This window comes from Calditrichota bacterium (genome assembly GCA_020637445.1).
GTDB lineage: Bacteria > Electryoneota > RPQS01 > RPQS01 > RPQS01 > JABWCQ01.
On record JACJVZ010000002.1, the window covers coordinates 158,211 to 184,370 of the forward strand.

The following is a 26,160-nucleotide window of genomic DNA, read 5'->3' on the forward strand; positions in this document are numbered from 1 at the left end:
GAGGCACGCGAAATTTTGTTCTTGCAAGGGGTTATGCTCTTGCAATTCAAAATGTTAGCATTGTGTTTGTGAAAAATAACGCAAAGAATTTCTTCCGTGTATTATTTAGGATAGGTTGCGCCCCGGCGAAACCGAGGCTAAATAGGCAAACGTGTTCGCTTTGGGCCCAAACAAGGTGGTGCATGATGCGCCCGCATTTGTTCGGATTACTGCTGACTTTCTTTTTCCACTGCGCGCCCGTTTCGTGACATTCAAATGGTGCTTGTCGACACAAACAAAAGCGGCGACCCATTCGGGTCGCCGCTTCTTTGTCGTGCAAATTCGCAGGCTATGGTTGGTAGCCGACGACCGTGTAGTAACGCATTTCGTCGTTGATCACGCCGTCCACGATCGTGTAGGTATTTTGATCGGTTGTATCGACAAGCGTCTGCAAAAGATTGTCGGGGTCGAGCGACGTGTAGACTCTGTACATCGGATTCGCGTCGGCATTCCAACGCAACACGACGTCGTTGCCGTCGATGAAAATCGTAAGATCCTCGGGAGTCGTGACGACCACGGGTTCGCCGACTGCGACGATCGAGACATCATCAACATACCAGCCTTCGCGCTGCACGCTGTTGTCCGAACCGAAACGGAAACGCAGTTGAATGTTCGAGCCTGCATAAGGTGAAAGATCCATCGTCTTTTCGGTCCACGTGGTCACCGTTCCCGACCAGCAAGGCTGGCCAAGCATCGGGCCCGTCGCCGGTGTGCCGCCGCCGACGGTGTAACGGAAGGTCTCGGTATAGCCTTCGGCCGGAGTGACTTGAGTGAACGCGCCGCCGTTTTCGGAAATTTCCAGAATACCGCCGTCATATGCTGAGTCGGAATAAACGCCGGACACTTCGCCTTCGATTTGCATCCAGAACGAAAGCTGCGCGCCGTCGGGAATGTTGTTCAGGACGGGTGAAATCAAACGCGCGTCGTTGAATGCGCTATAAGTACCCGTTCCGGTCGAACCGCATTTGTAACTATGCGATGACGAGAGCGAACGTTCGGTCGAGAGATGCCATTCGTCCACCCAAGTTCCACCAGGCGTTTCGTGCGTCCAGCCCGTCGCGCCGGATTCGAAATCTTCGTAGAGCACGGTGATGATCGGCAGAGCGGTCAAGGACATATTCACGGTGGTGGTGTCACCAAAGGTGATGTTGATGCCGGTGGCAGTGTCCGACACGTAAGCGAATTTGCTGAAAGCCAAGTCATAGGTCGCGCCATCAGGCAACGCCATGAAATAGTATCCCGCCGCGTTCGTCGTGGTCGAGCGGGAGCCTCCGACTTCCTGGACGGTCGCACCTTCAATCGGGTTCAACGTCGTCGCATCGATCACGGTGCCGCGCGCGAAACCGCCAGCTTGCGGATCGAATCCGTCGAGCGCCATCACGCCGGTGTTGCCCGGATCCAAATTCGCACGCAAACCGTTAAGCATTGAGATTGAGACCTTTCCGAAATAGTCGTCGATGTTATTCGAGCAACTTGCCGTGCCGCCGTGCAATTGACCTGTGATGCGGTGATTTTGATCGAACAGAGGCGAACCCGACGAGCCGGGTTCCGTGGTGCCGTCTTCCCAGTTCAGGATATGCCAGTGGGTGTTGTCACCGGGAGTGCTCGAGCCGCCGTAGCTGGACGCTTGCGGAGCCTGATAGTCAAAGGAAATCTTCTTGATGTCGCCGCTGGGGTGGTGAATACAAACGGAATTTGTCGCGGCCACGTCGTTGGCATTCCAACCGTTGAAATAGGGATTGTAGGAAAGCGGAACGTTGCTGTTCAAACGCACAAGGTAGAAATCAGAATTGCTGTAGTGTGAAATCAACTGGCAGCCCTGCACAGTTTGATTGGTCGGTCCGTCAATGTTCGCGCACGAAGGACTTTCGTAGTTGAACATGAAAATGTCGTTCGTCGACGGGCTGCAGTGGTTGGCCGTCAAAATGTACGGCGCCGCATCGTTGGCCGTGGTGTTAATCAGCGAGCCTGAGCAATAGCGGAAATTGCCCGACGTCAAGAGCATCACGACGCCGCGCTTTTGGTCCTGCCAATCCGCGCCTTCGGGACAATTTACGTTGTTGTTGCAAGAACCGCTCGAACCGAAGCTGTCCAACGGATTGTCGTCGCCGCGACCAAACAGATTGCGGTAAGCATGTACCACGCGCATCACGGAAATCGCACTTTGGCCCTGGGCTTCGAACGGCTCAATGTATTCGAGCGTGATCGCGTCGCCGGGAACGGGCTGCGTGGCAAACTTGCGGTCGGGATTTTCGTTCTCTTGCGTGAACGCGCCGATTACGTATTCGTGATTGTCGTTGTAGAGAAAGAGTTGTCCGCCGACGGGCACATCAAATTCGTCGAACACGAGGTTGATCGAGTAGGCTCCGCGCGATTCGATGCGCAGTCTCCAGACGCGGCCGTCTTTCGTATCTTCCCAGGTCCCGCTGTTGTTCAAGTTGAAATTCACTTCGTGCGGATAGCCGAAACGCAGAGGGACGTCTTTGCTTTCCGTTTCGTCTTCAGCCAGCAGCGTCGCATGATCGACACTGGGCAGACTTTGCGACTGCACCACCGAGAGCATCGCGCCGTGCAAACTCGCGGGCGATCCGCCGTGCGAGATCTGCGCGAAGCTGTTCGCAGCTATCACGAACACCGACAGCAGTGACAAAATGATATGGGACCGTTTCATCGTATTGTCTCCGAAAAAATTGAACTATGTAATCAGAAATAAGAATTCTTGTTAGTGTAGAAGGCGGCGACTACAACATTCTCAGATTCACCAGCGCGATGCCCGCTATGATCAGTCCGCCGCCCGCCACGATATCCCACGAAAGCGGTTCGCCGAGAAAAACCACGCCCAGCAGCACAGCAGTCGGAGGAAACACAAACGTGACCAAAGACGTTTTCGTCGCGCCCCAGTTGTTGATCAGATAGAAATAGCCCACCGTCGCCAGCCCCATTCCCAAAACACCCATCCATCCCGTAGCAAGCCACGTCATCGGCTGCGTCGGAAATTTGAACGGCGCTTCAAAGACCGCCGCGGCAATTGTGATGAAAACCAAGCCGCCGACCAAGAGCGGAAGGCTTGATTGAAACGGATGCACCCCGCGCAAGTATTTTCTTTGCGCGACCGTCGTGGCCGCATAAAAGAGCGTCGCCGAAATCATGGCCACTTGCCCGATCATGTCCCGCTCCTTGCCGAAGTCGGGATTCATCAATATGTAAATTCCCGCGACGGCCGAGAGCATTCCGGCTAATTTCGGGAACGTGAAGCTCTCGTCATGCAGTGCGAAGTGCGCGATCGCCATCGTCCAAATCGGCATCGTCGCATTCAGCACGCCTGCCAAACCTGAATCAATGCGCGTTTCGCTGTAACAGATCAAGCTAATGGGAATTGCAACTCCGGTGACACCCATCAGCATCGGGAGCCAGAATTCGCGGCCGGAAAATTTTACTCGATATCGACTCACCGCGAGTACGATTGCCGCCGTGACCACGCCGAACATCAACCGGTAGCTGACAATCGTCATCGGTCCGATTTCGCGCAGGGCATACTTGATCCAAAGAAACGACGTCCCCCAAGCTATGCAGCCGAGGTACAAAAATACCAGCCACGCTCTCAATGCTTCTCCCCTTTTGCCCGCGCGAGCGGTCATATTCCCCAGACGTAAACTATAAGATAATATCCTGCGGCGCGGTTTGCAACTCCCGACCGCAAAAATCTTTACGCACCCCACGAACGGGGCTGTTCTGTTGAAAAACGGGAACATCGTGCACAACTTCACATGAAATTCTTGCGCCCTCCGCCAACTTCCGTGCAATCCGCAATAAAAAACGACCCCGCAATTTCTTGCGGGGTCGTTCCATTCAAAAGATGCCACGTTTATGCAGGCGGCATTTCGTTTTCGACCAAGCCAATTATATTGCCCGCGGGGTCAGCAAAAAGAGCCATCGTGACCATGCCGGGCAGCACGGTACGCGGCAAGACTGTCTTCGCCCCGAGCTTTTCGGCCTCGGCCAGAGCCGGGTCGATCTTGTCCACGGCCATGTAAATCGTGACACGCGGCGATCCGCCCGGTTCTACTCCTGAAATTCCGCCGCCGATGCTCTTCTCTTCGGGTGCGACCAATCCGTATTGCATCGGATTGTTCGCGTCGATCTTCCAACCGAAAAGTTTGCTGTAGAACGCTTGCAACGCCTTACCGTCAGGGCCGGTGATCTCAAAGTGTACGACAGGTTGTCCCATGGTGTTCTCCTCGTTGTATAAGTCTTCGTGTTGCTGTTATTTCGCCACGGCAGGTTTGCCGTACTTTTGTGTTGCCCAACCCAGTATCAATCCGACAATCGTTCCCGGAATCATGATTTCTATCCAGTAATGCTCGCCGCCTTCGCCGGGCATGGACGCCACCAACAGGGCTAATGCAAGTCCGATGATCCCGCCGAAAATTATTCCCTTGGTCATGTCGCTGACTTTGCGCGAGAAGAATCCGATGATTAGTCCTGCGAGCAGACCTTTAATTGACGAACCAATCATAATTCCAGTCATCATGTCGCGCACGGCAGGAGTAAACCACGACGTCATTCCGTCAATTGCGCCAAGTACGATTCCAAGTATGATGCCTAACACTGGTTTGGACATTATAACCTCCGATTGGGTTGCGGAAAATTTGTGCTGTTGTCCAATTATACAGCTAATTCTGATAAGTCTTTAGCGGCGCAGGGCGAGATAAAAAATTAGCCTTATCACTATGTATGTCAAGAGGATAATGATGATAAACCGATGACGGCTGACCTGTCGCCCGATTTTTTCGAGAAGCGATTCTCGATATGCCTCCACGGGATCTCCGTCCAGAAAATGCAAGACGTCGGACGAAAACTCGCTTACGCTTGTGTACCGATTCACTTTGTCGGCCGCCGTCGCTTTCCGAATGATTGCGGTCAGAGGATTAGGCAATCCACGCAAATGCTCCCGCAAGATTCCGTGCGCGGGGTCGCTGCGGGTCAACAGATGAAAAAGTGTTGCGCCAAGCGCAAAGACGTCCGCGCGGCTGTCGATTGCCGCTCCACTTTGTTGCTCCGGCGGCATATATCCCATCGTCCCGTGCGCCGACGTGTACGGGGAATCATCATGAGCTTCACGCGCCGTTCCCCAGTCGAGAATCAGCACTTCGCCGAATCCACCGACCATGATGTTCGCGGGCTTCAAGTCGCGGTGCAGAACATCTTTGCTGTGCGCATATGCGACCGCGTCGCACACTTTCAAAAATACGCGCAGGCGTTCGGCCACCGGCTCGGTCTTTGCCGCGAACTCGTCCAACCTCATACCTTGCACAAATTTCGTAACATAAAAAACACGACCGTCAGGCAACGTGCCAAGGTCGTGGACGGGAATGATTCCGGGATGTTCGAGCTTCGCCGCAATCTGCGCTTCTTCGTTCATGCGCCGCACGAACTCACCTTGCTTGTCGTGTACGCGCAGAACTTTGAGCGCGACGTTGCGTTTCAGCACCGTGTCCTCCGCGACAAACACGCTGCCCATTCCGCCTTGTCCGAGCGGCGTGACCAATCTATATTTAGTCTGCGACAGATCGGGCTCGTCGATGACTTCCTGCAGCCGGCTCAAGGCGTCGTCGTCAAGTTTCATTTTGCGCGACGGCTCCGTGCGCCCAACAGAGCTTGCGACTCTTCCAAGAATTCTCTCTCTGTCGCCGTGACTTGTCGCAATCTGTCGAGCAAAGCAAGCCTAACTTTCGTACGCATGGCATGCAGGTGGTTGGTCACAGTGGCAATCGTCACTCCAAATTCGGCGGCCAAATCTTCGTAGGTCAATTTCTCCGCAGAACCGCGCTCGATGTCGTATCTCTTGAAAAGCTGTAACTGAAGTTTTGCCGTGTCCGTCGTGGCAAGTTCTTCCACGTCTTTGATGGCTGCTTCAAACAAACTGCGCCGCCACTCTTGCTCGAACAACTCATCAAGCGATTCAGGATCGGCCGGATCAAGTACGCCTCCGTCCGCACCTGAAGTTTCCAATGACCCGACTTGGCCGCCGCCGCGTTTTTGCGCGCGGCTCGCCCTGTGTTCGTTGATCAAAAACCGGTCGAGACAGACCCGCAAAAAGTAGCGAAAACGCGATTTGCTCGCGTCAAACGCCGCAAAAGTGTTGCGCTCTAAAACATAAGCAAAGAAATTTTGTGCGGCGTCATTCGCATCGTTGTCGTTCACGTTCCATTTGACGCGCACATAGCACTGCACAGGATGCCAGTAGAGTCTGGACACGACGTCCCAGCCCAACTTGCGCGAGGCTTCGTCGTCGCTTGTTAGAGCGCGAATCGCCGTCCAACGCGTTTCCGGGAAGGGCGTGTAGTTCATGTTACTAACGGTTCGTGCTCCACTCAGCGAGCCAGACCAAAAAGTTTGTCCCCACTTCGAGCGCATCGGGATGAATCGTAAACTCGCTCGTGTGCAGGCCTGCTTCGCCGAGCCCATCTTTGGCGATTCCTAAGCTGAAGTACAAGCTCGGAAACACTTGCGTGTAGTAGGCGAAATCCTCCGCGGTCATGCGCTTGATGCTCTGTCCATCGGCATGGAGCGCGGGGAATCTGTCGCTTGCATTCAACACGTCGCTGCACAACTTCGGATCATTCACGGTCACAGGCGCGCCGCGACGCAGTCTTAATTCCGCCGTGCAGCCGAAGGCTTCCGCAGTTTTTGTGATGTACGTTTCCATCAGGGATTCAATCGTGCCGCCGTTTTGCAGCGTGTCCGCAATGTCGACGTAGGCGCGCACCGTCCCGCCGAATGATCCTGCATCCGGCAGCGCGTTGTAGACTTTCGCGGTGTCGCATTCGATCCAACCGACACTCATGATGCACGGCTCTTCAAGCACGTTCATCTTGCGCGCAGGTAAACCAGTAAGTCCCGCGACGATGTTCGCCAAACACGTAGGCACGTCGTCGCCTTGATGCGGATAGGCCGCATGCGAACCGCGACCGTTGACGGTTACGCTGTAGTAGTTGCTTCCCGCGAGCACGGGACCCGGCGCGATGCGCACCACGCCGACCGGCAAACCCGGAAAAACATGCTGGCCGAAAACGGCTTCGACGCCGAGCTTTTGCAGCACGGAGTCGGCGATAACATCATCTGCGCCGCCCTTAACCTCTTCGGCAGGCTGCCACAAGAATACAATCGTGCCGCTGACGTTGGGATCGTTTTTCAGTTCAAGCGCAGCACCCAAAAGCATCGCCGAGTGCGCGTCATGTCCGCAAGCATGCATGCGACCCGGCACGCTTGACACACACGAGAGTCCACTCCGTTCATCGATCGGCAACGCATCCAAATCCGCACGCAAACAAATCGTCTTCCCTGCTCTTCCTGTGCGCAGCACCGTGATGATTTCGGTCTTGAGTGACGGCGCATCGACAAACTCCGAGTAACCAGCTTCCTCAAGTTCGCTTCGGATCAGTTTGGACGTTTCAAACTCTTTGTTGCCGAGTTCGGGGTGCGCGTGAAGTTGCTCGTAGATTGCGCGGACTGTGGTGGGGACGTCGGCAAATGCCTGCGAGAACAAGGCGACCAATGTGAACAGAATAATGGAGGACTTTGACATTGCTACCATGCGAAAGTAGATCCTAACAGAGGATAACACAAGGAGGTTCTGCTTGGTTTTGCTTCTTGACCAAAAAAGCCCCACGCATTTTTGCGCAGGGCTTCAATATCGTATTTGAGAGTCATCTTGCTGTGGCTGAGTAGGTGTTTTTTTTCGTTTCTCAATTTCCGCCCCAGCCCGGCAGCTTGCTGGCTTGCTTAATCCACGCCGCGAGTTGCTTTTCATTCAGCTTCTCGCCTTCGTGAATGTTAATCCAACGAGCTTCTTGAGCGTCGCCGCCCGAGGGTGCCGGTTTCAGTGACGTGCCTTTGAAAAACGTCAGCTTCACATACTTCGTGAACACATGAAACGACGCGAACCAGCCCTGTCCCTCCATGCCGTAAAACGGTGAATTCCATTTCACGGCCATACATACTTTGGGGACGTTTTTCTTAATCAGCGCATCGAGATCTGCTGAAACCTTGCGTTTCCATCCCGCAGGTATCGCCTTGATGTAGGCTTGCACCGGAGCATTGCCATCGGCCTTCGCAACTTGCGGATTTCCGCCCGCGAGCAATTTCGGCTTGGAAGCTGCTTTCGGTTTCTTCACCGACGCGCTGTTCAATGCAGCCGCCGCTTTCACCAATGCCTTCAATGCGCGCGTGTTGATTTTCTCGCCTTCGCGGATGTCGATCGCGCGACGGACGTTGCCGTCCAAACTGGAATTGAAGAGCTTAGCGGGATCCGGAAGCTGCGCTCCTTTTGCAAAGGTGAGTTTCACGACTTCTTTATAGGTCTCGCCGGTGCAAACAATACCATTCGACGACCACACTGGCACGCCGCGCCACTTCCACTCTTCCGTTACATCCGGCACGGTCTCCAAAACCAGTGCGCGAACCTTGGCCAGCGTTTCGCCGCGCCAATCACCTAAATCTCTAATGCGAGAGTCAATGAGCTGAGAAGCCGACTTACTCTGGTCGGCTCCTTTCAAACGTTCGGCGGCTTTCGCCGTCACTCCCTTCGTCGTCTTCGTGACGACCTTCGAGGGCTTCTTGGATATGTCTTTGGCCATGCCGTTCTTTCCACGCCTCGCAATAAATAACAACTTGGTGCCCGAACTCGGATTCGAACCGAGATGCCTTGCGGCGCTACCCCCTCAAGATAGTGTGTCTACCAATTTCACCATTCGGGCTGCTTGTTAAGCAGTCTTTGACGCTGGCGCCTGCTTATAAAGCAAGTGCTTTTGCGTTAACGCGAAACGTCAAAAATCTCGGTCTTGCTTAATTTCCTTCAGCAGGCTGATCACCGGACGCAGGCTGTTCGCCGCCGGCCGGAGCTTGATCCGCCGCACCTTGCGAGGGCTGCACCGGACTCACCTGCTGTCCGCCGGGAATCGAAGGAACAGGGCTAACGGTTTCGGTGGCTTGTACGGCCTGTTGAGTCACGGACGTCTGTTGAGTCGAGCCGCCGGAAATCAACGCGAGAATTAGGCACAGGGCCAAGAATGCCGTTGCGAGTACCGTTGTCGCTTTTTGCAAAAAGTTCGCGGCTGCGCGTCCGCCGAATACTGTTGACGAAGCCATTCCACCGGCGACGCCTGCAAGTCCGCCGCCCTTCGCATTCTGCAGAAGAATCGCAATCACGAGCAGAATCGAGACGATGACCAATAGTGCGGTTAAGAGTCCAGAAATCATGTCAGAAAATATGAAATAGGAAATATGAAATAGGAATCAGCGCATCGCGCGCGTACATTCCTTGTGCAATTCGATCAGACTGTCTACTTTCAAACTTGCTCCGCCGACTAACGCGCCGTCAATATCCGGCTGCGACATCAGCTCAAAGCAATTGTCGGGCTTCACGCTGCCGCCGTACAAAATGTTCATCTTTTCGGCAGCCTGGGCATTTTTCTTGGCAAGCAGCGTGCGCACAAATTTGTGAGCGTCCTGCGCCTGTTCGGGCGTCGCAACCACTCCCGTGCCGATTGCCCACACAGGTTCGTAGGCGACCACCACCTTGTGCAAATCGTCTACGCCGACGTCGGCAAGTCCGGCTTCAACTTGGCGCGTCAACACGCTCTCAAGTCTTCCGCCGTTGCGTTCGTCGAGTGTTTCGCCGATGCAAAAAATCGGAATCAATCCGGCTTTCAAACTCGCCGCGACTTTCTTGCCGATCAGTTCGTCACTTTCGCCAAATATCTGACGGCGTTCGCTGTGGCCCAAAACCACATAGGAACATCCGAGGTCCAGAAGCATCTCCGGCGACACCTCGCCCGTGAAAGCACCGGAACTTTGAAAGTAACAATTCTGAGCTCCAAATGCAAGCTGAGACGGGCTCTTACCACTCTCTTTACAAGCACTTGCGACCGCATGTAATGCGGTATTTGTTGGCAGAAGGACGGTGGGTACTGCCGAATCTGCCAATTTGGCGGCATAGTCCCGCACAAACTCCCCGGCTTCACCCGAGAGCTTGTTCATTTTCCAGTTGGCTGCAAGTAAAATGGTTCTGTTCATTATAAATTATGCATTTGTCAAAGCCGCAACGCCCGGGAGGACCTTGCCTTCGAGGAACTCAAGGCTCGCTCCACCGCCGGTCGAGACATGCGAGACTTCTTTGGCCAGACCGAATTTCTCCATGGCCGCCGCAGAATCTCCGCCGCCGACGACTGTGATGGCTCCGGCCTTTGTGGCCTTGACAAGAGCTTCGGCCACAGCTTTCGTTCCCGACGCAAATTCATCAATTTCAAAGACTCCCATCGGACCATTCCACACCACGGTCTTGGCTCCAAGGATCGTATCGGCATAGAGCTTCTCGGTTTCGGGGCCGATGTCCGCCGCGAGTTTGTCTTCGGGAATCTGATCCGACTTGGCCACGGCGGTCGCTTCGCCGGATTTCAGCTCATCCGCCACCCGCGAATCGGGAGGCAGCACAAGCTTTGTCGTTGACCCGGAGGCCTTCTTTATGAGCTCAAGCGCGAGGTCCATCTTGTCGGACTCGAGGATCGAGTTGCCGATTTCGCCGCCCTGCGCCTTATAAAAGGTATAGGCCATTCCGCCGCCGACCAAAATCGTATCCACCTTGCCGATCAGATTCTCAATCACGTCGATCTTGCCGGAAATTTTCGAGCCACCCAACACCGCTACGAACGGGCGCTTGGGTTCGGCCAGCGCCTTGCCCAAATAGTCGAGTTCTTTCTGCATCAGATAGCCCGCGACACACGGCTTGATGAACTGCGTCACACCTTCCGTCGAAGCATGTGCGCGGTGCGCCGAGCCGAACGCGTCGTTGACATACAGATCGCCGAGCTTGGCAAGCTGTTTGGCAAATTCGGGATCGTTCTTCTCTTCTTCATTATAGAAGCGCAGATTTTCGAGCAGCACCACCTGACCCGGCTGCATCGCGGCGACGGTCTTTTCAACCTCTTCGCCGATGCAATCCATCGCCATCGTGACGGGTTTGCCGAGCAGTTCAGCAAGTCTCACGGCCGCAGGCGCGAGCGACATGTCGGGATTCTTCTTGCCTTTCGGTCGTCCCAGGTGGCTCATCAAAATCGCCTTGCCGCCGGACGCCATAATTTTCTTAATCGTGGGCAGCGACTCGCGGATGCGCGTGTCGTCGGTCACCTTGCCCTCGTCAAGCGGCACATTGAAATCCACGCGCACCAAAACGCGCTTGCCGCTTAAGTCAACCTGATCAATCGTGAGTTTGTTCATCTCCGGAAAATATGAAGTATGAAATAGGAAATGTGAAATTTGTCAGCAAACGAAAGCGTTAACTAATCTTTCTTTGGCAGCCTAAATTTGAACGGAATTGTAATCCATGTTGAAGTTGGTTTGTTGCCTTGCAGAGCCGGTTCAAACTGCCATGTTGGAAGGACATCCTCGACCGCCTTCGCAAAACCATAACCTTTCGGTTCCTCTTGGAGTATTTTCCATTCCGCCACATGCCCGGACGAATCAACGTGAATTCCAACCAGAACGAAGCCCTTAATTCCGTTCTTGAGTGCTTCGGGTGGATGCTGAGGTTGCGGACACTTGTCCTTAACAAGTTCGGGGCCAGACCCTACATCAGAAAACCCATCCCATGCAGGCGGTGCAAATAGAGAATCGGGCACCAAGAGTGAATCGACAAGATTCTCGCCATAGCCGGAACTGCTGATAAGCAGTATGAAAAAAATGATGGACAGATTTCTCATGGAACGTTTTGTCCTGCAAGATGTGGCGCTAAACAAACCGGCAAACCCCAAGCACTGCCGCGGCAGGTGTCTTCCTCGCGGCGGCACCCGCTGCGGGTGCCCCGCTTCTGTCATCCTTTGTAAGGATCTATTCAAGGCCGACTGAGTTGTGATGTGCGCACAATGCTCTCGATCACGCAACAAGATTCTTACAGAGAATGACAGAAGAGGGAATCGTGCGTTTGAGCATTTCGACTCCGCTCGGAGGATTTTGCCCAGCAAGCTGGGCGCTACACCTTCCCAAGCGCATCAAGGTAGTCCTCAATGGACATCTTGATCTGCCGCAACATGCTCCGCATCAAAGGCCGGTTCAAATCTTCGCCCGGATGATTGGGAACCGCTATCGAACGACCATCTTTGTGCTCAAAGATAACGTGACTTCCCTTTTGTCTGACGGCTTCAAATCCCCATAATTTGAGAATCTTGGAGAATGTGCGAAAGTCAATAACCGGGAGTTTTGTCACACCGCTACCGAAATTTGCTGGAGTCCGATGAAGTGAGTTTGTTCGTCGTACTCAATCCCGCGATGTTCCAAGCACAACTCAATAACTTCCTTCAGCCGCACATTCAGTTCATCCAAGGACGGAGCCTGCGTGTGCGCTTCGGGGAGCGCCGGTACGGTCCCGATGTACATCTTGCTTTCGGGATCATATTCGACCACGGCGGTGAAGGTGCGAGTGTTGCCGTTTGGCATGGTTGCTCCGTTTCGCAGATTCCGGTCGGGTTGCGGCGGACCTTAACCCGCCTCGGCGATTTTTCACAGCGGCACTCGTTACGCGTGCACGCGACTTTCGGCAAACTGTCTTGTGTACTCAATGCGTTTGAACTTGTTGCGCTGGCGCAGATTTTTCGATCCGCGCCAGCGACAATCAGTCCAGCGGCACGCTGGCTACTCTTCCCCGAAAACCTCATCGAGCTGATTCTCAATCAGCGTGATGCGCTTCGTGAGATCTTTTAGCGAGGCTTCGATGCGGCCCAGCGCTTCCATCACTTCGGCATTGCCGCCACCCGCTGCGCGCGGAGGTCTGTCGCCAAAGTCGCGGCGCGGACCACGCGGGCCATCCCCAAACTCACGACGCGGCGGACGATCACTCCATTCGCGTTTCGGACCTGCCGAGCGGCCGCGCGGAGCATCGCCAAATTCACGGCGCGGCGGACGGTCGCTCCACTCTTTCTTCGGTCCGCGAGCGGGACGGTCATCATCAAATTTCTTGCGCGGCGGCGGACGGTCGTCGCTGTCAAACCGCTTGCGCGGCGGACGATCCGAATCACCTTCCCATTTCGGCTTGGCCGAGCGGCCTGTGCCACCCGAGCTGCTGGCGCGCGGCGGCTTGGCCTTGACGTGTTTCTTTTCTTTGTCTTTCAGACGATAGCGAGTTGCGGTCGGCACGGAGTGCTCCATTCGTGAAAAAATATGCGGCTCGAAAAATAACCGCAGCGTTGCTTCACGAGCCCGAAGCACTGCGTAGCAGATTCCGGCGGCGCGACGATGCACCGCTCGGCGAAATTGGAGAGCCGGAAGCCCCCCTTAATCCCCCCAAAACCACTTCGTGGATTTTGGGGGGAGACCGGAATTACAGGCCTTTGACTTTCGCGCCTTTGATTGCGACCATGATTGCAGGAGCCGGACAGGCGTGCGCTTCTTCGCCTTCACCTTTTTCTTCGACGTAGCCGGGCGCGTTTTCGTCGTACATCAACTTGCCTTGCAACTCGATTTCTTTGCCAAGTGTCTCTTGCGGAAAAGTCACTGATTCGTCAAGACTCTTGCAGAGAATCTTGGAATTGTCTGCTTGCTCGATTTCGACCCAACAGCCCATGTGCATGCACATATCCACAACTTTGCCCGATATCAACACGTCCTGATCGACATAGGCCGCTGGATTTGCGTTCAATTCGGTGACGTTGGCGCTGTGCTTGAGCGTCGGAGCCTCGCCAAAGGTTTGCATTTGCTTGGAAGATGAGCAGGCAGTCAGAATAATAGCGGAAATCGCGAGCAGAAGAATAGCTTTGGTTTTCATTTTTTGTTTCACTTTTTTGTTTATGAGTAATCCAACAGGTTAATCTTGCAAATCAAACGGCTTGGGATCGATCTCGCGCTGCTTCAAGAATCTCCGCAGATCGACTTTGATCAACGAGAACAGTTTCAGAACAATAAACGCGTCATCGAGCCAGCCAAAGAACAGTAAGAAATCGGGAATCAAATCGAACGGCATCGCGACGTAGATCACAATCGCGACGACGGCGATAATGGTTCCCCACGGAGTTTTGGCTTTGCCGTGAACAAACTCCGTGATCATGCTCCGAAAGAGCGAAGCTCTGCGGAACACAAACTGCCACCCCTGCTTGGTGCGCGGCAACACCGCGAACCAAGACAGGAATCCAGCGAAACCGATTTTCCGTTTGCGTGTCATGGCCCCCGCCCCGGGCGGCACGCCTGCCGCCCCTACATCTTTTATTTGCCCATCATCGCCAAGAGGTCGACGCAGCGCATCGAGTAGCCCCACTCGTTGTCGTACCAACCGAAGATCTTGACCATGTGGTCGCCCATCACCATCGTCGACTTCGCGTCGAAGATGCAGGAATGCGGATTGCCGATGATATCGACGGACACGAGTTCTTCTTCGGTGTATTGAAGCACACCCTTCATCGGACCCTCGGCGGCTTTCTTGAAGGCGGCGTTCACGGCTTCGACGGTTACGGGCTTGGTTGTGTTCACGACCAAGTCTGTGATCGAGCCGGTCGGAGTCGGGACACGCAGCGCGGTGCCGTCGATCTTGCCTTTGAGTTCCTTGATGATTTTGCCTACGGTGCGCGCAGCGCCGGTTGTCGTGGGGATGATGCTCACGGCGGCGGAACGAGCACGGCGCAAATCGCTGTGCGGCGCGTCAAGGATGTTCTGGTCGTTCGTGTAGCTGTGAATAGTGGTCATGAATGCGTGTTCGATGCCGAAGCTGTCCAACAACACTTTCGCCATCGGTGCGACGCAGTTCGTCGTGCAGCTTGCGTTCGAGACGAGTTTGTGTTCGGGCTTCAAATCCTTGTCGTTGATGCCGAGCACGATCGTCGCGTCGATTTCGTCTTTCGACGGAACCGTCAGAAGCACTTTCTTCGCACCTGCGTCGATGTGCTGCTGCACACCCGCGCGGTCGCGGAAGGATTTCGCGCCCGTGGATTCGACGACGATGTCCGTCTTGTTGTCAGCCCACTGCAGCTTCTTGGGATCTTTTTCGGCGGTCACTTCGATGTGATTCTTGCCGACTTGCAGACCGGTGTCCGTCACGGAAACCGATTCGTTGAACTTGCCCTGCGTCGAATCGTATTTCAAGAGATGCGCAAGCGTTTTGGCACTGGTCAAGTCGTTGATTGCGACGACTTCAAAGCGCGGATCGTTGTAGATTCCGCGAAACACGAGGCGGCCGATGCGGCCGAATCCGTTAATTGCTACTCGAATTGGCATGATGGGAGTCCGAAAGAATTATGAAGTATGAAGTATGAAATATGAAGTCAGAACGGGGCATTCGCAGGTGCTTGTGAAGCACGGATGCCGCCACGTGAAAAAATCAGAATTCACGGCGCATTACGACGATACTCTCGGTGTGCATCGTCGTGTCGGTTTCGCCAGTGATGTTGTTCGGGCTGTTCTTTGCTGGCATTCGTTTGTTTGGAATATGTCGGAAGTGCGACAATATTGGGTCAAAGCGAGAATGTTTGCCTTTGATGTAGTTGAATCGGGTTAAGAAAGATACTTGTTCCGACCTGAAAAGCCGAGCGAGTCAACCATCTTTATTGTTTTGTGTAGATTTAGAAGCATGATGAATCGAACTCCAACTGGGGTAAGATAGAACTTTTCGCCCATTTTCGCGGCAAGGCCTAGGTCAATCGCGTAGTTTGAGTACATTCGAGTTGCATCCGATGCAGTCTTCAGAGAGTTCCATTCAAACTGTCGTCCGCAAGATTGTTTGAAATACTGAATCAGGTCCTTCTTATCTACAGGATATGTGCTTTTTGATAAGTTGTAAATGCTTTCAACTATGGTGTATATTCCAAGAATCGCTCCACTATGGAATGGATTCTGAATTATGATGTCCCTGAGCATTTCGCATTGGTCTTCAGAAACAAAATCAAAACCACCACTCTTATCTCGTCCCCAAACATACTGGGTGCCGTTTTCCGTAAGGAACCACGTCTCGTCAAGAAATGCTACAAGTTTCAGCTCTCGCGCAAGACTCAAATAGCTGCGCACGGAGCTCTTTGAGAGAGAAGATTTGGCGGCAAGGGACTCTGCCTTCTTAGGTTCCTCCATGTTGTATAAAAGCCTATTAAGCAAATGAAGGTTCCATAGGCCGTGATTTGTTGGCTTGAGCTTATGATACGGTGCTCGGCTTTGAAATCTTGTGTAGAATTCTCTAAGCACCTGTTCTGGATCGTATTCTATTACATTGACACCAGCTCGATGGGCTTTTGCCTTGTCAGCTTCGGACACCTTTGTGCAAACCAAGAAAGGGTTTATCTCGCCAGCAACGAGCGCACCACAAGTTTGAAGCGCACGAAGCTGTTCTGCGTATCTTTGTGTTTGCTCAAGGAACTTACGCTGAAATCGTTCTATCTTGAGCTCAACGAGAAGGACTTGGTTATCACAAACAAAGAGCAAATCAATTCGGTCGCCTGATATTAGAATCTTTTGTCTGGCGATTAAAGTCAAGTCGCCACTAAGATTCAGCGTAAGCCTCGCAATATCAGTATGAGAAGCGAGAACGTCCTCTATCTGTGATTCACGTATGTTCACAGTTCTTCCGAATATTCGAACATCTCTGGAAGCCGGCACTCATTTATGAGCAGTCGATTGTTCTCCGCCCCTCTACTTTTTTCATCTAACCTCAGTCTTACGTCGTACTTCATATCACCATTGCGAAAGGCCGTAAAGAGTGATGCTTTGCTTACTCCGCGCACCAATCGTGCTCTTGAAAAGTGAAAAAACTCGAAAGCGACTCTGCTTTCAACGTCTGCCGATGCAAGTATAATATTGGGAAAGTCGGCGTTAAACATGGCGATTTGCTCGTCAACAGATATCGTGGCAATTGAAGTACCGTCCCTATGTCGCAGTGCGAGCTCATCATCCTTGAAATCGAGAAACAACCCCGCCGAATTGGGTGTTGGCCCCATCGTGAAGTAGATACCAAGTCTACCGTTCTCGTCAGGGGTTCCATACCTCTTCACTGCATCAATAGGCTTAATCTTCCACACTTTTCGATTGAACGTGAAAAGTGTAATAAGACTTCCGCTACTTGATCGGTGGGCCTTTAGCTCGGCAAATTTGAAATCCGGTCCCGCAATGTTGTTCTCTGTCAGCCCGAGTTCCTGTTCGAGCGTGTGCCCCACACCCGTTGGGCCTTTGCGGTGAGTCTTGACAAAGCCCTTCTTGCGAAGTGCTTCGAATTTCTTTTTGAATTGCGATAACGTCATCGACTTACCCGAAGAAAATCTCCGCGATCTCGTACGTGCGGTCGTCGACGTATCTGGTCTTGCCTTTCATTTCGTCGAGCGAGACGGGGCCCAAGTGTCCGTCGCGGAGTGCTATGAAGTGGCCGAACTGTCCGCGGCTGGCGGCTTCGACGGCGCAGACGCCCATTCTGGTCGCAAGAAGTCTGTCTTCGGCGACGGGAGTGCCGCTGCGCTGCACATGACCCAAAACCGTCACGCGTGTGGCAATACCCGTGCGCTGCTCGATTTCGCGCGCGACGACATAGCCCACTCCGCCGTATCTTGGTCTGCCGAAATTATCCAGATCACCCAGCGTCACGATGTCTTCGCCCTCGGCTTTCGCACCTTCCGCGACCACCACAATTGAAAAACGTTTTGTTTCGTGGCGCGTCACCAGTTGACGGCAGAGCTTATCCCAGTTGAACGGTTTTTCCGGAATCAAAATCATATCTGCGCCGCCTGCGATTCCTGCGGTCACGGCAATCCAACCGGAGTTGCGGCCCATCGTTTCGATGATCATAATCCGGTGGTGCGATTCCGCCGTCGCGTGCAAGCTATCGATCGCATTCGTCACTCCCTGCACAGCGGTATAGAAGCCGAAAGTTGCATCGGTTCCCTGAATATCGTTGTCAATCGTCTTGGGAATTCCGATAATCTTGCTGCCGTGCTTCGCAAGTTCGTGTCCGGCCGAGAGGCTGCCGTCGCCGCCGATCACGATGATGCCGTCGATGTTGTGCAGCGCGATATTTTCCAGACAGTGCGCGAGCGTTGCCTGGTCGTGAACCGGGTTGAAGCGCGAGGTACCAAGGATCGTTCCGCCGCGAGCCAAGATTCCGGCGACCGACTTGGGAGGCAGCGGAATGATGTCGCCGTCGTGCAATCCCTTCCACCCGTTGCGGATGCCGACGGTTTCGTAGCCGAAGCGATTATTGGCCGTGCGGACGACGGCACGGATGGCGGCATTCAGCCCCGGGCAGTCGCCACCGCTGGTAAGAAGACCTAATTTCATATTATTCAAGGAGTGAGAGGACGATTGAATATAGAATTTACGGACTCTGGAGGGGAGAGTCAAGTTGCTGTTTTCCCGAGGCTGGAAGGCTTGATTATTCGTCCGGGCGAGGGTAACTTGAGACCATGCACACAAAGCCTCTAACTCCACGACTCCGCAACTGGTTCACGCTCTTTTGGGTGGGGTGGGGTGGGTTGCTGTTGGGCGCGAATGTTTTTGCGCAGGAGGCACCCGACACCATGTGGACTCGGAGTTTCGAATTTGATTCCTACGTCAACGCTCGCAGCGCTGAAATACTCCCCGATGGGAGAATCTTTATCAGCGGTGATTGTGGTGATAGCCGCATAGGACAGGGTATGTTCCTGCTTGAACTCGATTCTCTCGGGAATTACGTGAACATCCATGTTTACGGTGACGACGCATTAGAAGTTTACGGCGGTTATCTTTCGAAGTCCAGCGACGGCGGATTCGTACTTGGGGGCACACTCAACCGCTCAAGCAACCAAGATGCCCGGATATTGAAGCTTGATTCAGAGGGCAATATTGTTTGGGAGCGGGATTATGTTCGCAACAGTATCCAATATATTGAGTCAATCATCGCACTCCCTGATGGCAGCATTGTCGCTGGAGGATGGATGCGACAAACACCTCGAGACTTGTTTTACTGGATGAAAGTTGATGGGCAAACTGGCGATACACTTTGGACAAGGTCTTTCGCAGACATTGACGCGGGTCCAGACGGCATCGTTGATATTGCTGTGGATAATGATGGTTCGCTGCTTCTGTTAGGTAGTGCGCAATACGATCCGGACAGCGCAAACTACTGGGACGTCCTGTTGCTCAAATCCACCCTTGACGGCAACGTTGTTTATGCTCGCACCTATGATCACACGGGTTATGATCGTGGATTTAGTATTGCTCAACTGACCGGCAACGAGTTTGTAATCGGAGGCGGAAGTATCCGGCAAGACGCGAATCCCGCATATTGGCAATCGTACCATATCGGAATCAATAGCAACGGCGATACGCTTTGGACTCAAACCAATGACTATGGAAGCCATACCTATTGCATGACCCGGGACGTCTTACCGGCAAGCAACGGCGGGTACTATTCTATCGGTACAACAGGCTTTCAGGGTGACGGAGAGCGTATTCGTGTGTGCCGCAATTCAAGCCTTGGCGAAGATGAATGGATTGGACACTATACATATACGTGGCAGACGAGCGCAAATCTTGCCGTCGCCTCTAATGCACAAGGAAGTGTGCTGGTTGCCTATCAACAGCTCCTTGGCCTTCTGAATGTCATGATAACTGGCCCGGATCCAATGCTTGACACAGGCAGACAACCCGACTTGGTTCCTTCAAGAACGAATTTGGACATTCAAGTCTTCCCCAACCCCTTCAACAGCACACTAACCCTCTCGCTCGAAACCCCTCCGCATTCCAACGTCACCGTCGCTCTCTACGACCTGCTGGGCCGCGAGATTGACATTATCCATCGCGGAAGACTTGAGTCCCCAACGATTTCCTACACCGCGCCCGCGTCGCTTTCCAGCGGTGTCTATTTTGTCCGCGCCAGCACGGGGGTGCAGGCGAGTTTGGCCAAGGTGGTGCTGTTGAGATAAGGATAAGGGATAAAGGATGCTGTAGAAAATTCCAAATTCCAATTTACAAATTCCAATGGCAGAGGGGTCCTTCACTGCGTTCAGGATGACAGAGTGCTTGGGTTTCCCGTGTTGCGCTTGGAGTGAGTGGATTGCTTGGGTAGATCCTTCAGCCGCGGCGGCTTCAGGATGACAAGCGCGGGAAGTTTTTGTTTTGCGCTTGGGATGGTGACACCTCTTACAAGGTCCTTACATAGGATGACAGAAGTTTGGGGCACCTGCATCCTTACAAAGGACATGGCGGGCGCCGCAGCGGGGAATAATAAAAACGGCGGACACTTGGTCCGCCGTTTACTCATTCGATACTTTCTGACTTTTCTGGTGGGGAATCGCAGTTGCTATCATTTGATTCACCTCCGCCGCCATTTGCTTGTCAATCGCAAGAATGTGATTGATTAACCAGTCGCGAACGAGCGACTGCATTTTCAATACCACCATCGTCGATGCACCGTGACGATTGAATGTCGCTTTTATCTCCGCGAGATTCTCACGCAATACGCGGTGACACTCCGCATGAAGTTCGCATGAGCCGCAGCCCGATTTGCGCATGAATGCTTCTTCGCTGCGAAAGTGCCGATCAACATATTCCCCGAGAAACTCAAGCAGTTCCCCGATGACGGATGCCCCTTGATTCTTTTCTATCGCGTCGACCAATTGATCAATCCGCCGAAGAATTTCCTTGTGCTGCTCGTCCTGCCACGCGAGCCCCGTGGACATCGCAGGACGCCAAACTATGCTCATCTCCGCCCCTAAATTGATGATAGTTGCCTCGAGCGCCCGCACCCCGCGGACGCGATCCGACATCATCTCGTCCCGTCAATTGCGCGGAAGCAACTCCGGCTTTCTGCCGACGGGGAAACGAACCGTAAAAACGGTTCCCTCACCTTCTTGCGACTCAACATCTATTAACGCGCCGTAGCGCGCAAGAATCGCCCGAGAAGAGGACAATCCTAAGCCCGTACCCGCTGGCGATCCCTCGGGGGCCTCATGTTGCTTGGGTTTGGTTGTGAAGAACGGTTCGAAGATCCGTGCTTTCACTTCCTTGGAAATTCCCGATCCCGTGTCGGCCACTTGCAAGACCAAGTAGCGATCCTGCACGAACGCCTTTACCGTCAACATTTTCTTTTGCGACTGATACATCGCGTCGATGGCATTGCGAACGAGATTTCCGATAACCTGCGAAAGATCAATATACACGCCAAAGACAGTCGGCAGCTCATCGGCAATCAACAGGTTTTGTGTGATCTGATGCTTGAAGAAGAGATTGCCTTCGAGAAACCGCAGTTCTGTTTCGATGATCTCGCGAATGTCCAATTCGCGCGGCTCGACTTCGCGCTCGTTGCGCGACTTTTGCAGCAGATTCGCAATCAAGTCGCGCATGATGCCAGCTTGCTTGCGCACTTGCTCGATTTCGCTGGAAGCGATGCCTTTGAGTTTCAGCAGATCGCAAACTCCGAAGATTCCCGTCAGCGGGCCGTTCAGATTGTGCGCGATGCCTGCGACGAGCATGCCGAATTCGGCGAGTTTGGATTCGCGGGTGAGTTCGAGCTCGAGCAAATGATTCTGCCGTTCCATCAGCACCTGTTCGGTGACGTCTTTGGCCATCAGCATCACCTGCGACGGCTTGCCTGTTTCAAACAGGAAGCTGCGAGTCACCAAAAACGTGCGACCGTCGCCGGAATCCAGTTTCAAGGTTTTTCCGCCGTACGCACTGGTGAGTCCCTGCAAATCCGAGTGGTCGTCCTTGGAAAACTCTTTGAGCCAACGATGGCACACGACGGGAAGCTCGTAGGATTCGAAGAGCATTTCCATCGTGGGGTTGGCATAAACGATATCGCCGCCGACGTCCATCAAGACCAGACCGTCCCGCATCGCGCGGATAAAGAGATTCAAACGATCGCGCTCGGTGCGCAAGTAGCGCTCGGACATCGCGCGTTCGCCGACGTCGCGGCCTACCAAGAGAGCAAATTCGCCGCGTCCGGAGTCGGAGCGGCGAGAAGTAAATTCAATTAGCTTGGATGTCTTGCTTGAGTCCGCTGGCGTAATCTCGATGACGTGTACGCCGCCGGCGCCCGCGTCTTCGTAGAGCGTGCGGACGATTTTGCGTTCCCTTTCGGGAAACAGCGAGAGTAAGGGGCGGTCGAGAAGTTCTTCCCGCGTACGGCCCGACCATTCGCAGAAGCGATTGCTGACTTCGATGATTTCGCCGTGCTCGCAATGTACGACAACCAGCGCGTCAGGACCTTCCAGCAGCAAATCAAGCAGCTCGGGGGCTTCATCCGGTGCAGCGGGAGCGTCGGACTTCTTGCCGTTGCGAGAAATCAACCCCGTGATCAAACCCGCGAGGCCGCGCGCCCGCTTGGCACTCTCCGAGGAGGAGATGTCCTCCTTCGGCGTCGGCGCCGTCCGGGGTTGCGCTTGCAGTTCGGGCTGCTTAACTTCAGCTTGATTGGGGTCGGGGATCATTCCGTGGCTCAAAATGGCACTCTTTGCCCGACCGGGTGGAGCTTTTGCCCCAGCCAAAAGTCTGGACAATTTCGGCCTAAGTAAAACAAATGGTTACGCCATCACGTGCGAGACCCTAACATCGCAAATGCCATATAGGGCAATAGTAGTGCCAGTCTCACTTTATTTACACCTTCCTTTTTGCCGACGACTTTGCCCGTATTGCGACTTCTTCAAAAAGGTCCCAAGGCGGGGCGATCTCGAACGAATAAGCGGACTGATTCTATCAGAGTTATCGGCAAGTCTCGAACGAGAGCGGAGTTTTGTATCGGGGCCGCTAACTTCTGTTTATTTTGGCGGGGGGACGCCCTCGTTACATTCACGTGAGCAACTCGAGGCATTACTGAACGGTGTTTCGCGGCTGGGTGATGTTCAGGAATGTGAGGTGACGTTGGAAGCCAATCCGGGGACGCTCACACTGAACGGTCTTCAGGAACTTAGGCGCGTTGGGATAAATCGGCTGTCATTAGGTTGTCAATCGTTTTCAGATCGTAAACTGCATTTGCTCTATCGCGATCATACGGCGGACGAAACACGCGACACGGTAAAGAACGCGCGTCAGGCAGGGTTCACGAATATTTCCATGGATTTGATCTTTGGACTTCCGGGCGAGACAAAAGATGAGTGGCTTGCGGATCTTGAACAGCTATTGGCTTGTGAACCGGATCATGTTTCTTTGTATAATTTAGAATATCACGAGCAAACACCTTATGGACGGTGGCTGACACAGGGAGTTTTGGAACCGCTGCAAGAAGACTTCGAGGCGGAACTCTACATGCTCACTCACGAAAAACTTGAGCAGTCAGGTTTCGAGCACTACGAAGTTTCGAATTTTTCCCGCGCCGGATTTCGCTCGATTCACAATCAAGTCTATTGGGAAGGCAAACCGTATTTGGGAATCGGTCCGTCGGCGCATTCGTTCGACGGCGTCGCGCGCAGATTCGCCAACGTCGCCGATTTGCACGAGTACGAGCGGCGAGTTCAAGCGGGCGAATCGTGCGTCGATCGTGAATGGCAGAACAGCGAGCGCGAGCAGTGGGAAGAGTGGATTTCGGTCAGGCTAAGACGGAAGGAAGGAATTTTGTGGGAAGACTGTCACGAGGCATGGGGCGGCCTGCGTGCAAGAGAGTTGTGGAACGCCGCAACCAATTTGCCCCATCATCTCCGCAATATCACTGAGAGTGTTTTTCGCCTGACGGCCGAGGGGTGGTTCGTGGAAAATGAGGTGCTTTTGAATTTGTATGAAAAAATATGAAGTAGGAAGACAGAGAAGGCGGAAAACAAGTCAGAAGTTTGAAGTCTGACGTCAGAAAGGGGGCACCCGCAGCGGGTGCCGCCGCGAGGAATAGGTCCTTACAGAGGATGACGGAAAAGGAGGGCACCTGCAGCGGGTGCCGCCGCGAATCAAAAATCTGGAGAAATATTTGCACCTCGAGCGTACAATAATTAACAGACCCACTGGATAATTTAGAGGAACGATTGATGCAAGTGAATGTCAATACAGATCATAATATCGAAGGCCGCGAAGACCTGATCCGCTACGTCCAGAGCAAAGTCGCGGGCGAACTGCGCCACTTTGCCGATCAGATCACCCGAGTCGAGGTCCACCTCGGCGACGAAAACAGCGGCAAACCCGGAACCCACGACAAACGCTGCATGATTGAGGCCCGCCTCGAAGGCCTGAAACCTGCCGCCGTCAAGCACAACGCGGCCACGCTGCACCAAGCCATCGACGGCGCAGGCGACAAAATCGTCCGCATGATCGAGAGCACCCTCGGCAAGATGCGCGACAAAAAAGCCGCAGTGAAACAAACCCAGACGCCCGCCGACCTCGAAGACTAAGTGGCGCGGCGTCCGCCCAACTTTACGGAATGGAATTTGGCCAAAACAACCATATTGTCAGACTTTGTCTTCAAGGTATCGCGAGCGAAAAACAAATCAGGCTGCAAGAAGCACGAGCGTTTTTCCTGAGAGCTTGGAATGAAGCAACAAACGACTTTGAGAGATTTATCGCTGCCCACTTCGTAGCCCGGCATCAACCGGACTCAACCGACAAATTGCGTTGGCTTGAAACGAATTTGGAGCTTGCATTAAAAGTAAACGACGACAGAGTAAAGAGTGCCTTCCCTCTTCTCTATTCAAGCATTGCAAAATGCTACGAGGAATTAGGCGACTCCGAAAAGTCGCAAGAGAATCTTGAATTAGCGGCCCGGTGCGCGGACGAACCATCCGACACAGGGCCGTTTTACCATGGGACGAAAGCGAATTTGCAGATTGGGGACTCGCTGACCGCTGGAAATGAGTCCAACTATAAAGCTGAACTCATCATGAATCATGTTTACTTTACCGCCGTTGCCAACGGTGCGGGATTAGCTGCTGAACTTGCGAATGGTGTGGGACGTGAACGTGTTTATGTGGTCGAACCCACGGGGCGCTTTGAAAATGACCCCAACGTCACGAACAATTTGTTCCCCGGCAATCCCACTCGGTCGTATCGCACTCGGGCCCCGTTGAAAATCGTGGGTGAAGTAACCGATTGGAAAAGACTAACGCCTGATGAACTCCTAAAGTGGCGCGAAAGACTTGCGAACAATAAAGGAGAAATCGTCAACTAATGCGGGTAAACTTAGAACAACCCCAATTGCGCGCGCGTCTCGGGCGCGCTTTCTTTTTGCATTTCGCGCACGTTCATCCCCAGTTTTTTGCACGTCAGATCAAACAGCGCTTCGATCACGTCCCACTTTTCCCCCTCGCCTTTCATGCGTTTCCCAAATTCGCTCGTATAGAGTTTCCCGCCGCGGAGGTTTTTGACGTTGTTGATGACGCGCTCGTATCTTAATGGAAATTGCTCGCCCAGTTTCGGCAGAAAAATATCTTTGACTTCGGCGGGCAGCCTAAGCATAATCTTAAACGCTTTTCTTGCACCGGCGGCGTGGGCGCGCTCCAAAATTTCCACAATCTGATCGTCATTCAGTCCCGGAATAATCGGCGCAATTCCCACCGTCGTCGGGATTCCTGCTTCCGAAAGTTTTTCTAAAGCTCTGAATCTCGTCGAGGGTCGCGGCGTACCCGGTTCGAGTCTCTTCGACATCTCGTCGTCGGCAAACGCAATCGAAATTCCCACACCGACTTTGCCGGTCGCCTCTTGCAATCTTACCAGCAATTCAATATCCCGCACGACCAGCGCGCCCTTCGTTATAACTACAACCGGATTTTTGAAATCGAGACAGGCTTCCAAACACTGTTTCGTAATTTCGTAGTGCGCTTCCAATGGCTGATAGCAATCCGTGATTCCCGAAAACCCGATACTCTCCTTGCGCCAACCTTTCTTGCACAACGTTTCTCGCAATTTTTCGGCGGCGTTCATCTTCACCACAATCTTTCGCTCAAAATCCGTCCCCGCTCCCCAGTCGAGATACTGATGAAAGGGCCGCGCATAGCAATACGCGCACGAGTGTTGACAGCCGCGATACGGATTGAGACTCCAGCGTCCGCCAATATCGGGACTGTCCACGCGCGTCAAGATACTCTTAACATGTTCGTGATATACTTCCAACTTGGCCGGAGGAGGCGAGTCAATCCAGTCCACCCAGTTCGAGTGAAACGGGTTGGGGGGATTGGAAATCCTCCTGATGACAGGAATGTGGCCTTGATTCTTCATAAT

29 protein-coding genes and 1 tRNA gene are annotated in these 26,160 nt (G+C 53.5%); 5 read left to right on the forward strand and 25 right to left on the reverse strand.

The features are described from left to right. Nucleotides 1-328 precede the first annotated feature (328 nt). The 19 genes from H6507_08460 to gap form a co-directional block, all read right to left on the reverse strand. A complete protein-coding gene (locus tag H6507_08460) occupies nucleotides 329-2,710 on the reverse strand; it encodes a carboxypeptidase regulatory-like domain-containing protein (GenBank protein MCB9369121.1) in 2,382 nt (793 codons plus the stop codon). A gap of 70 nt (nucleotides 2,711-2,780) precedes the next feature. Beyond that, nucleotides 2,781-3,644 (reverse strand): DMT family transporter, encoded by an 864-nt coding sequence (locus H6507_08465; GenBank protein ID MCB9369122.1) that lies wholly within the window; start codon nucleotides 3,642-3,644, stop codon nucleotides 2,781-2,783. Between the two features lie 260 nt (nucleotides 3,645-3,904). Further along, nucleotides 3,905-4,267, reverse strand: a complete 363-nt coding sequence (locus H6507_08470; GenBank protein MCB9369123.1) for a VOC family protein — start codon at nucleotides 4,265-4,267, stop codon at nucleotides 3,905-3,907. Nucleotides 4,268-4,303: 36 nt separating this feature from the next. Continuing rightward, complete coding sequence (locus H6507_08475; protein MCB9369124.1) at nucleotides 4,304-4,660, reverse strand: hypothetical protein; 357 nt, start codon at nucleotides 4,658-4,660, stop codon at nucleotides 4,304-4,306. Between the two features lie 69 nt (nucleotides 4,661-4,729). Continuing rightward, the gene (locus tag H6507_08480; protein MCB9369125.1) at nucleotides 4,730-5,665 is read right to left on the reverse strand and encodes a serine/threonine protein kinase; all 936 of its coding nucleotides are present in this window, start codon (nucleotides 5,663-5,665) and stop codon (nucleotides 4,730-4,732) included. Then, nucleotides 5,662-6,390, reverse strand: a complete 729-nt coding sequence (locus H6507_08485; GenBank protein MCB9369126.1) for a sigma-70 family RNA polymerase sigma factor — start codon at nucleotides 6,388-6,390, stop codon at nucleotides 5,662-5,664. Before H6507_08485 ends, H6507_08480 begins: the two co-directional genes overlap by 4 nt. Nucleotides 6,391-6,394: 4 nt before the next feature. Next, nucleotides 6,395-7,627 carry an amidohydrolase gene (locus tag H6507_08490; protein ID MCB9369127.1) on the reverse strand — a complete coding sequence of 411 codons (1,233 nt, stop codon included), beginning with the start codon at nucleotides 7,625-7,627 and terminating at the stop codon, nucleotides 6,395-6,397. Nucleotides 7,628-7,787: 160 nt separating this feature from the next. After that, the gene (locus H6507_08495) at nucleotides 7,788-8,678 is read right to left on the reverse strand and encodes a DUF1801 domain-containing protein (protein ID MCB9369128.1); all 891 of its coding nucleotides are present in this window, start codon (nucleotides 8,676-8,678) and stop codon (nucleotides 7,788-7,790) included. Nucleotides 8,679-8,713: 35 nt separating this feature from the next. Next, nucleotides 8,714-8,798, reverse strand: a tRNA-Leu gene (locus H6507_08500). A gap of 88 nt (nucleotides 8,799-8,886) precedes the next feature. After that, a complete protein-coding gene (gene secG / locus H6507_08505) occupies nucleotides 8,887-9,300 on the reverse strand; it encodes a preprotein translocase subunit SecG (protein MCB9369129.1) in 414 nt (137 codons plus the stop codon). Between the two features lie 36 nt (nucleotides 9,301-9,336). Next, nucleotides 9,337-10,116 carry a triose-phosphate isomerase gene (locus H6507_08510; protein MCB9369130.1) on the reverse strand — a complete coding sequence of 260 codons (780 nt, stop codon included), beginning with the start codon at nucleotides 10,114-10,116 and terminating at the stop codon, nucleotides 9,337-9,339. Between the two features lie 6 nt (nucleotides 10,117-10,122). Next, nucleotides 10,123-11,316, reverse strand: a complete 1,194-nt coding sequence (locus H6507_08515; GenBank protein ID MCB9369131.1) for a phosphoglycerate kinase — start codon at nucleotides 11,314-11,316, stop codon at nucleotides 10,123-10,125. A gap of 62 nt (nucleotides 11,317-11,378) precedes the next feature. Further along, nucleotides 11,379-11,912: an energy transducer TonB gene (locus H6507_08520; protein ID MCB9369132.1), complete on the reverse strand. Its 534-nt coding sequence runs from the start codon at nucleotides 11,910-11,912 to the stop codon at nucleotides 11,379-11,381. Nucleotides 11,913-12,067: 155 nt separating this feature from the next. Beyond that, on the reverse strand, nucleotides 12,068-12,283 hold the full coding sequence (locus H6507_08525) for a type II toxin-antitoxin system HicA family toxin (protein ID MCB9369133.1): 216 nt from the start codon (nucleotides 12,281-12,283) through the stop codon (nucleotides 12,068-12,070). A gap of 14 nt (nucleotides 12,284-12,297) precedes the next feature. Further along, nucleotides 12,298-12,531, reverse strand: coding sequence for a type II toxin-antitoxin system HicB family antitoxin (locus H6507_08530; protein MCB9369134.1), 234 nt, complete (start codon nucleotides 12,529-12,531; stop codon nucleotides 12,298-12,300). Nucleotides 12,532-12,726: 195 nt separating this feature from the next. Further along, nucleotides 12,727-13,227 carry a hypothetical protein gene (locus H6507_08535; GenBank protein MCB9369135.1) on the reverse strand — a complete coding sequence of 167 codons (501 nt, stop codon included), beginning with the start codon at nucleotides 13,225-13,227 and terminating at the stop codon, nucleotides 12,727-12,729. A 184-nt stretch (nucleotides 13,228-13,411) separates the two neighbouring features. After that, nucleotides 13,412-13,855 carry a DUF4920 domain-containing protein gene (locus H6507_08540; protein ID MCB9369136.1) on the reverse strand — a complete coding sequence of 148 codons (444 nt, stop codon included), beginning with the start codon at nucleotides 13,853-13,855 and terminating at the stop codon, nucleotides 13,412-13,414. A 39-nt stretch (nucleotides 13,856-13,894) separates the two neighbouring features. After that, nucleotides 13,895-14,248: a DUF1232 domain-containing protein gene (locus H6507_08545; GenBank protein ID MCB9369137.1), complete on the reverse strand. Its 354-nt coding sequence runs from the start codon at nucleotides 14,246-14,248 to the stop codon at nucleotides 13,895-13,897. A 41-nt stretch (nucleotides 14,249-14,289) separates the two neighbouring features. Continuing rightward, nucleotides 14,290-15,294: a type I glyceraldehyde-3-phosphate dehydrogenase gene (gap, locus tag H6507_08550; protein ID MCB9369138.1), complete on the reverse strand. Its 1,005-nt coding sequence runs from the start codon at nucleotides 15,292-15,294 to the stop codon at nucleotides 14,290-14,292. Nucleotides 15,295-15,388: 94 nt separating this feature from the next. Between gap and H6507_08555 the strand changes: the two genes are divergently transcribed. Beyond that, a complete protein-coding gene (locus H6507_08555) occupies nucleotides 15,389-15,574 on the forward strand; it encodes a hypothetical protein (GenBank protein MCB9369139.1) in 186 nt (61 codons plus the stop codon). Here H6507_08555 and H6507_08560 read toward each other — a convergent pair. From H6507_08560 to H6507_08570, 3 genes are read right to left on the reverse strand one after another with little or no spacing between them, the layout of a single operon-like run. Further along, nucleotides 15,571-16,623 (reverse strand): hypothetical protein, encoded by a 1,053-nt coding sequence (locus H6507_08560; protein ID MCB9369140.1) that lies wholly within the window; start codon nucleotides 16,621-16,623, stop codon nucleotides 15,571-15,573. The two genes, H6507_08555 and H6507_08560, sit on opposite strands and share 4 nt — an antisense overlap. Then, the gene (locus H6507_08565) at nucleotides 16,620-17,300 is read right to left on the reverse strand and encodes a hypothetical protein (GenBank protein ID MCB9369141.1); all 681 of its coding nucleotides are present in this window, start codon (nucleotides 17,298-17,300) and stop codon (nucleotides 16,620-16,622) included. The genes H6507_08560 and H6507_08565 overlap by 4 nt, the downstream gene beginning before the upstream one ends. 4 nt (nucleotides 17,301-17,304) lie before the next feature. Next, on the reverse strand, nucleotides 17,305-18,327 hold the full coding sequence (locus H6507_08570) for a 6-phosphofructokinase (GenBank protein MCB9369142.1): 1,023 nt from the start codon (nucleotides 18,325-18,327) through the stop codon (nucleotides 17,305-17,307). A 125-nt stretch (nucleotides 18,328-18,452) separates the two neighbouring features. On the opposite strand from H6507_08570, the gene H6507_08575 reads away from it, so the two are divergent. After that, nucleotides 18,453-19,952 (forward strand): T9SS type A sorting domain-containing protein, encoded by a 1,500-nt coding sequence (locus H6507_08575; protein ID MCB9369143.1) that lies wholly within the window; start codon nucleotides 18,453-18,455, stop codon nucleotides 19,950-19,952. 330 nt (nucleotides 19,953-20,282) lie between these two features. Here H6507_08575 and H6507_08580 read toward each other — a convergent pair whose 3' ends face one another. Then, nucleotides 20,283-20,795 (reverse strand): hemerythrin family protein, encoded by a 513-nt coding sequence (locus H6507_08580; protein ID MCB9369144.1) that lies wholly within the window; start codon nucleotides 20,793-20,795, stop codon nucleotides 20,283-20,285. Between the two features lie 12 nt (nucleotides 20,796-20,807). After that, nucleotides 20,808-22,469 carry a PAS domain S-box protein gene (locus tag H6507_08585; GenBank protein ID MCB9369145.1) on the reverse strand — a complete coding sequence of 554 codons (1,662 nt, stop codon included), beginning with the start codon at nucleotides 22,467-22,469 and terminating at the stop codon, nucleotides 20,808-20,810. A gap of 136 nt (nucleotides 22,470-22,605) precedes the next feature. Here H6507_08585 and hemW point away from each other — a divergent pair, with 136 nt between their 5' ends. From hemW to arr, 3 genes are all read left to right on the forward strand, one after another. After that, nucleotides 22,606-23,751: a radical SAM family heme chaperone HemW gene (gene hemW / locus H6507_08590; protein MCB9369146.1), complete on the forward strand. Its 1,146-nt coding sequence runs from the start codon at nucleotides 22,606-22,608 to the stop codon at nucleotides 23,749-23,751. Nucleotides 23,752-23,978: 227 nt separating this feature from the next. Continuing rightward, on the forward strand, nucleotides 23,979-24,338 hold the full coding sequence (locus H6507_08595; GenBank protein MCB9369147.1) for an HPF/RaiA family ribosome-associated protein: 360 nt from the start codon (nucleotides 23,979-23,981) through the stop codon (nucleotides 24,336-24,338). 29 nt (nucleotides 24,339-24,367) lie between these two features. Continuing rightward, a complete protein-coding gene (gene arr / locus H6507_08600) occupies nucleotides 24,368-25,111 on the forward strand; it encodes an NAD(+)--rifampin ADP-ribosyltransferase (protein ID MCB9369148.1) in 744 nt (247 codons plus the stop codon). A gap of 11 nt (nucleotides 25,112-25,122) precedes the next feature. Here the strand turns inward: arr and H6507_08605 are convergent, their stop codons facing one another. Further along, nucleotides 25,123-26,157 (reverse strand): PA0069 family radical SAM protein, encoded by a 1,035-nt coding sequence (locus H6507_08605; protein MCB9369149.1) that lies wholly within the window; start codon nucleotides 26,155-26,157, stop codon nucleotides 25,123-25,125. Nucleotides 26,158-26,160: the final 3 nt, after the last annotated feature.

Excerpts from the sequence above, each read along its gene's own strand:
- H6507_08460 (MCB9369121.1), bottom strand. The coding sequence starts at position 2,710 with ATGAAACGGTCCCATATCATTTTGTCACTGCTGTCGGTGTTCGTGATA.
- H6507_08470 (MCB9369123.1), bottom strand. The coding sequence starts at position 4,267 with ATGGGACAACCTGTCGTACACTTTGAGATCACCGGCCCTGACGGTAAG.
- H6507_08475 (MCB9369124.1), bottom strand. The coding sequence starts at position 4,660 with ATGTCCAAACCAGTGTTAGGCATCATACTTGGAATCGTACTTGGCGCA.
- H6507_08480 (MCB9369125.1), bottom strand. The coding sequence starts at position 5,665 with ATGAAACTTGACGACGACGCCTTGAGCCGGCTGCAGGAAGTCATCGAC.
- H6507_08485 (MCB9369126.1), bottom strand. The coding sequence starts at position 6,390 with ATGAACTACACGCCCTTCCCGGAAACGCGTTGGACGGCGATTCGCGCT.
- H6507_08490 (MCB9369127.1), bottom strand. The coding sequence starts at position 7,627 with ATGTCAAAGTCCTCCATTATTCTGTTCACATTGGTCGCCTTGTTCTCG.
- H6507_08495 (MCB9369128.1), bottom strand. The coding sequence starts at position 8,678 with ATGGCCAAAGACATATCCAAGAAGCCCTCGAAGGTCGTCACGAAGACG.
- secG (MCB9369129.1), bottom strand. The coding sequence starts at position 9,300 with ATGATTTCTGGACTCTTAACCGCACTATTGGTCATCGTCTCGATTCTG.
- H6507_08510 (MCB9369130.1), bottom strand. The coding sequence starts at position 10,116 with ATGAACAGAACCATTTTACTTGCAGCCAACTGGAAAATGAACAAGCTC.
- H6507_08515 (MCB9369131.1), bottom strand. The coding sequence starts at position 11,316 with ATGAACAAACTCACGATTGATCAGGTTGACTTAAGCGGCAAGCGCGTT.
- H6507_08520 (MCB9369132.1), bottom strand. The coding sequence starts at position 11,912 with ATGACAGAAGCGGGGCACCCGCAGCGGGTGCCGCCGCGAGGAAGACAC.
- H6507_08530 (MCB9369134.1), bottom strand. The coding sequence starts at position 12,531 with ATGCCAAACGGCAACACTCGCACCTTCACCGCCGTGGTCGAATATGAT.
- H6507_08540 (MCB9369136.1), bottom strand. The coding sequence starts at position 13,855 with ATGAAAACCAAAGCTATTCTTCTGCTCGCGATTTCCGCTATTATTCTG.
- H6507_08545 (MCB9369137.1), bottom strand. The coding sequence starts at position 14,248 with ATGACACGCAAACGGAAAATCGGTTTCGCTGGATTCCTGTCTTGGTTC.
- gap (MCB9369138.1), bottom strand. The coding sequence starts at position 15,294 with ATGCCAATTCGAGTAGCAATTAACGGATTCGGCCGCATCGGCCGCCTC.
- H6507_08565 (MCB9369141.1), bottom strand. The coding sequence starts at position 17,300 with ATGACGTTATCGCAATTCAAAAAGAAATTCGAAGCACTTCGCAAGAAG.
- H6507_08570 (MCB9369142.1), bottom strand. The coding sequence starts at position 18,327 with ATGAAATTAGGTCTTCTTACCAGCGGTGGCGACTGCCCGGGGCTGAAT.
- H6507_08575 (MCB9369143.1), top strand. The coding sequence starts at position 18,453 with ATGCACACAAAGCCTCTAACTCCACGACTCCGCAACTGGTTCACGCTC.
- H6507_08580 (MCB9369144.1), bottom strand. The coding sequence starts at position 20,795 with ATGTCGGATCGCGTCCGCGGGGTGCGGGCGCTCGAGGCAACTATCATC.
- H6507_08595 (MCB9369147.1), top strand. The coding sequence starts at position 23,979 with ATGCAAGTGAATGTCAATACAGATCATAATATCGAAGGCCGCGAAGAC.
- arr (MCB9369148.1), top strand. The coding sequence starts at position 24,368 with ATGGAATTTGGCCAAAACAACCATATTGTCAGACTTTGTCTTCAAGGT.
- H6507_08605 (MCB9369149.1), bottom strand. The coding sequence starts at position 26,157 with ATGAAGAATCAAGGCCACATTCCTGTCATCAGGAGGATTTCCAATCCC.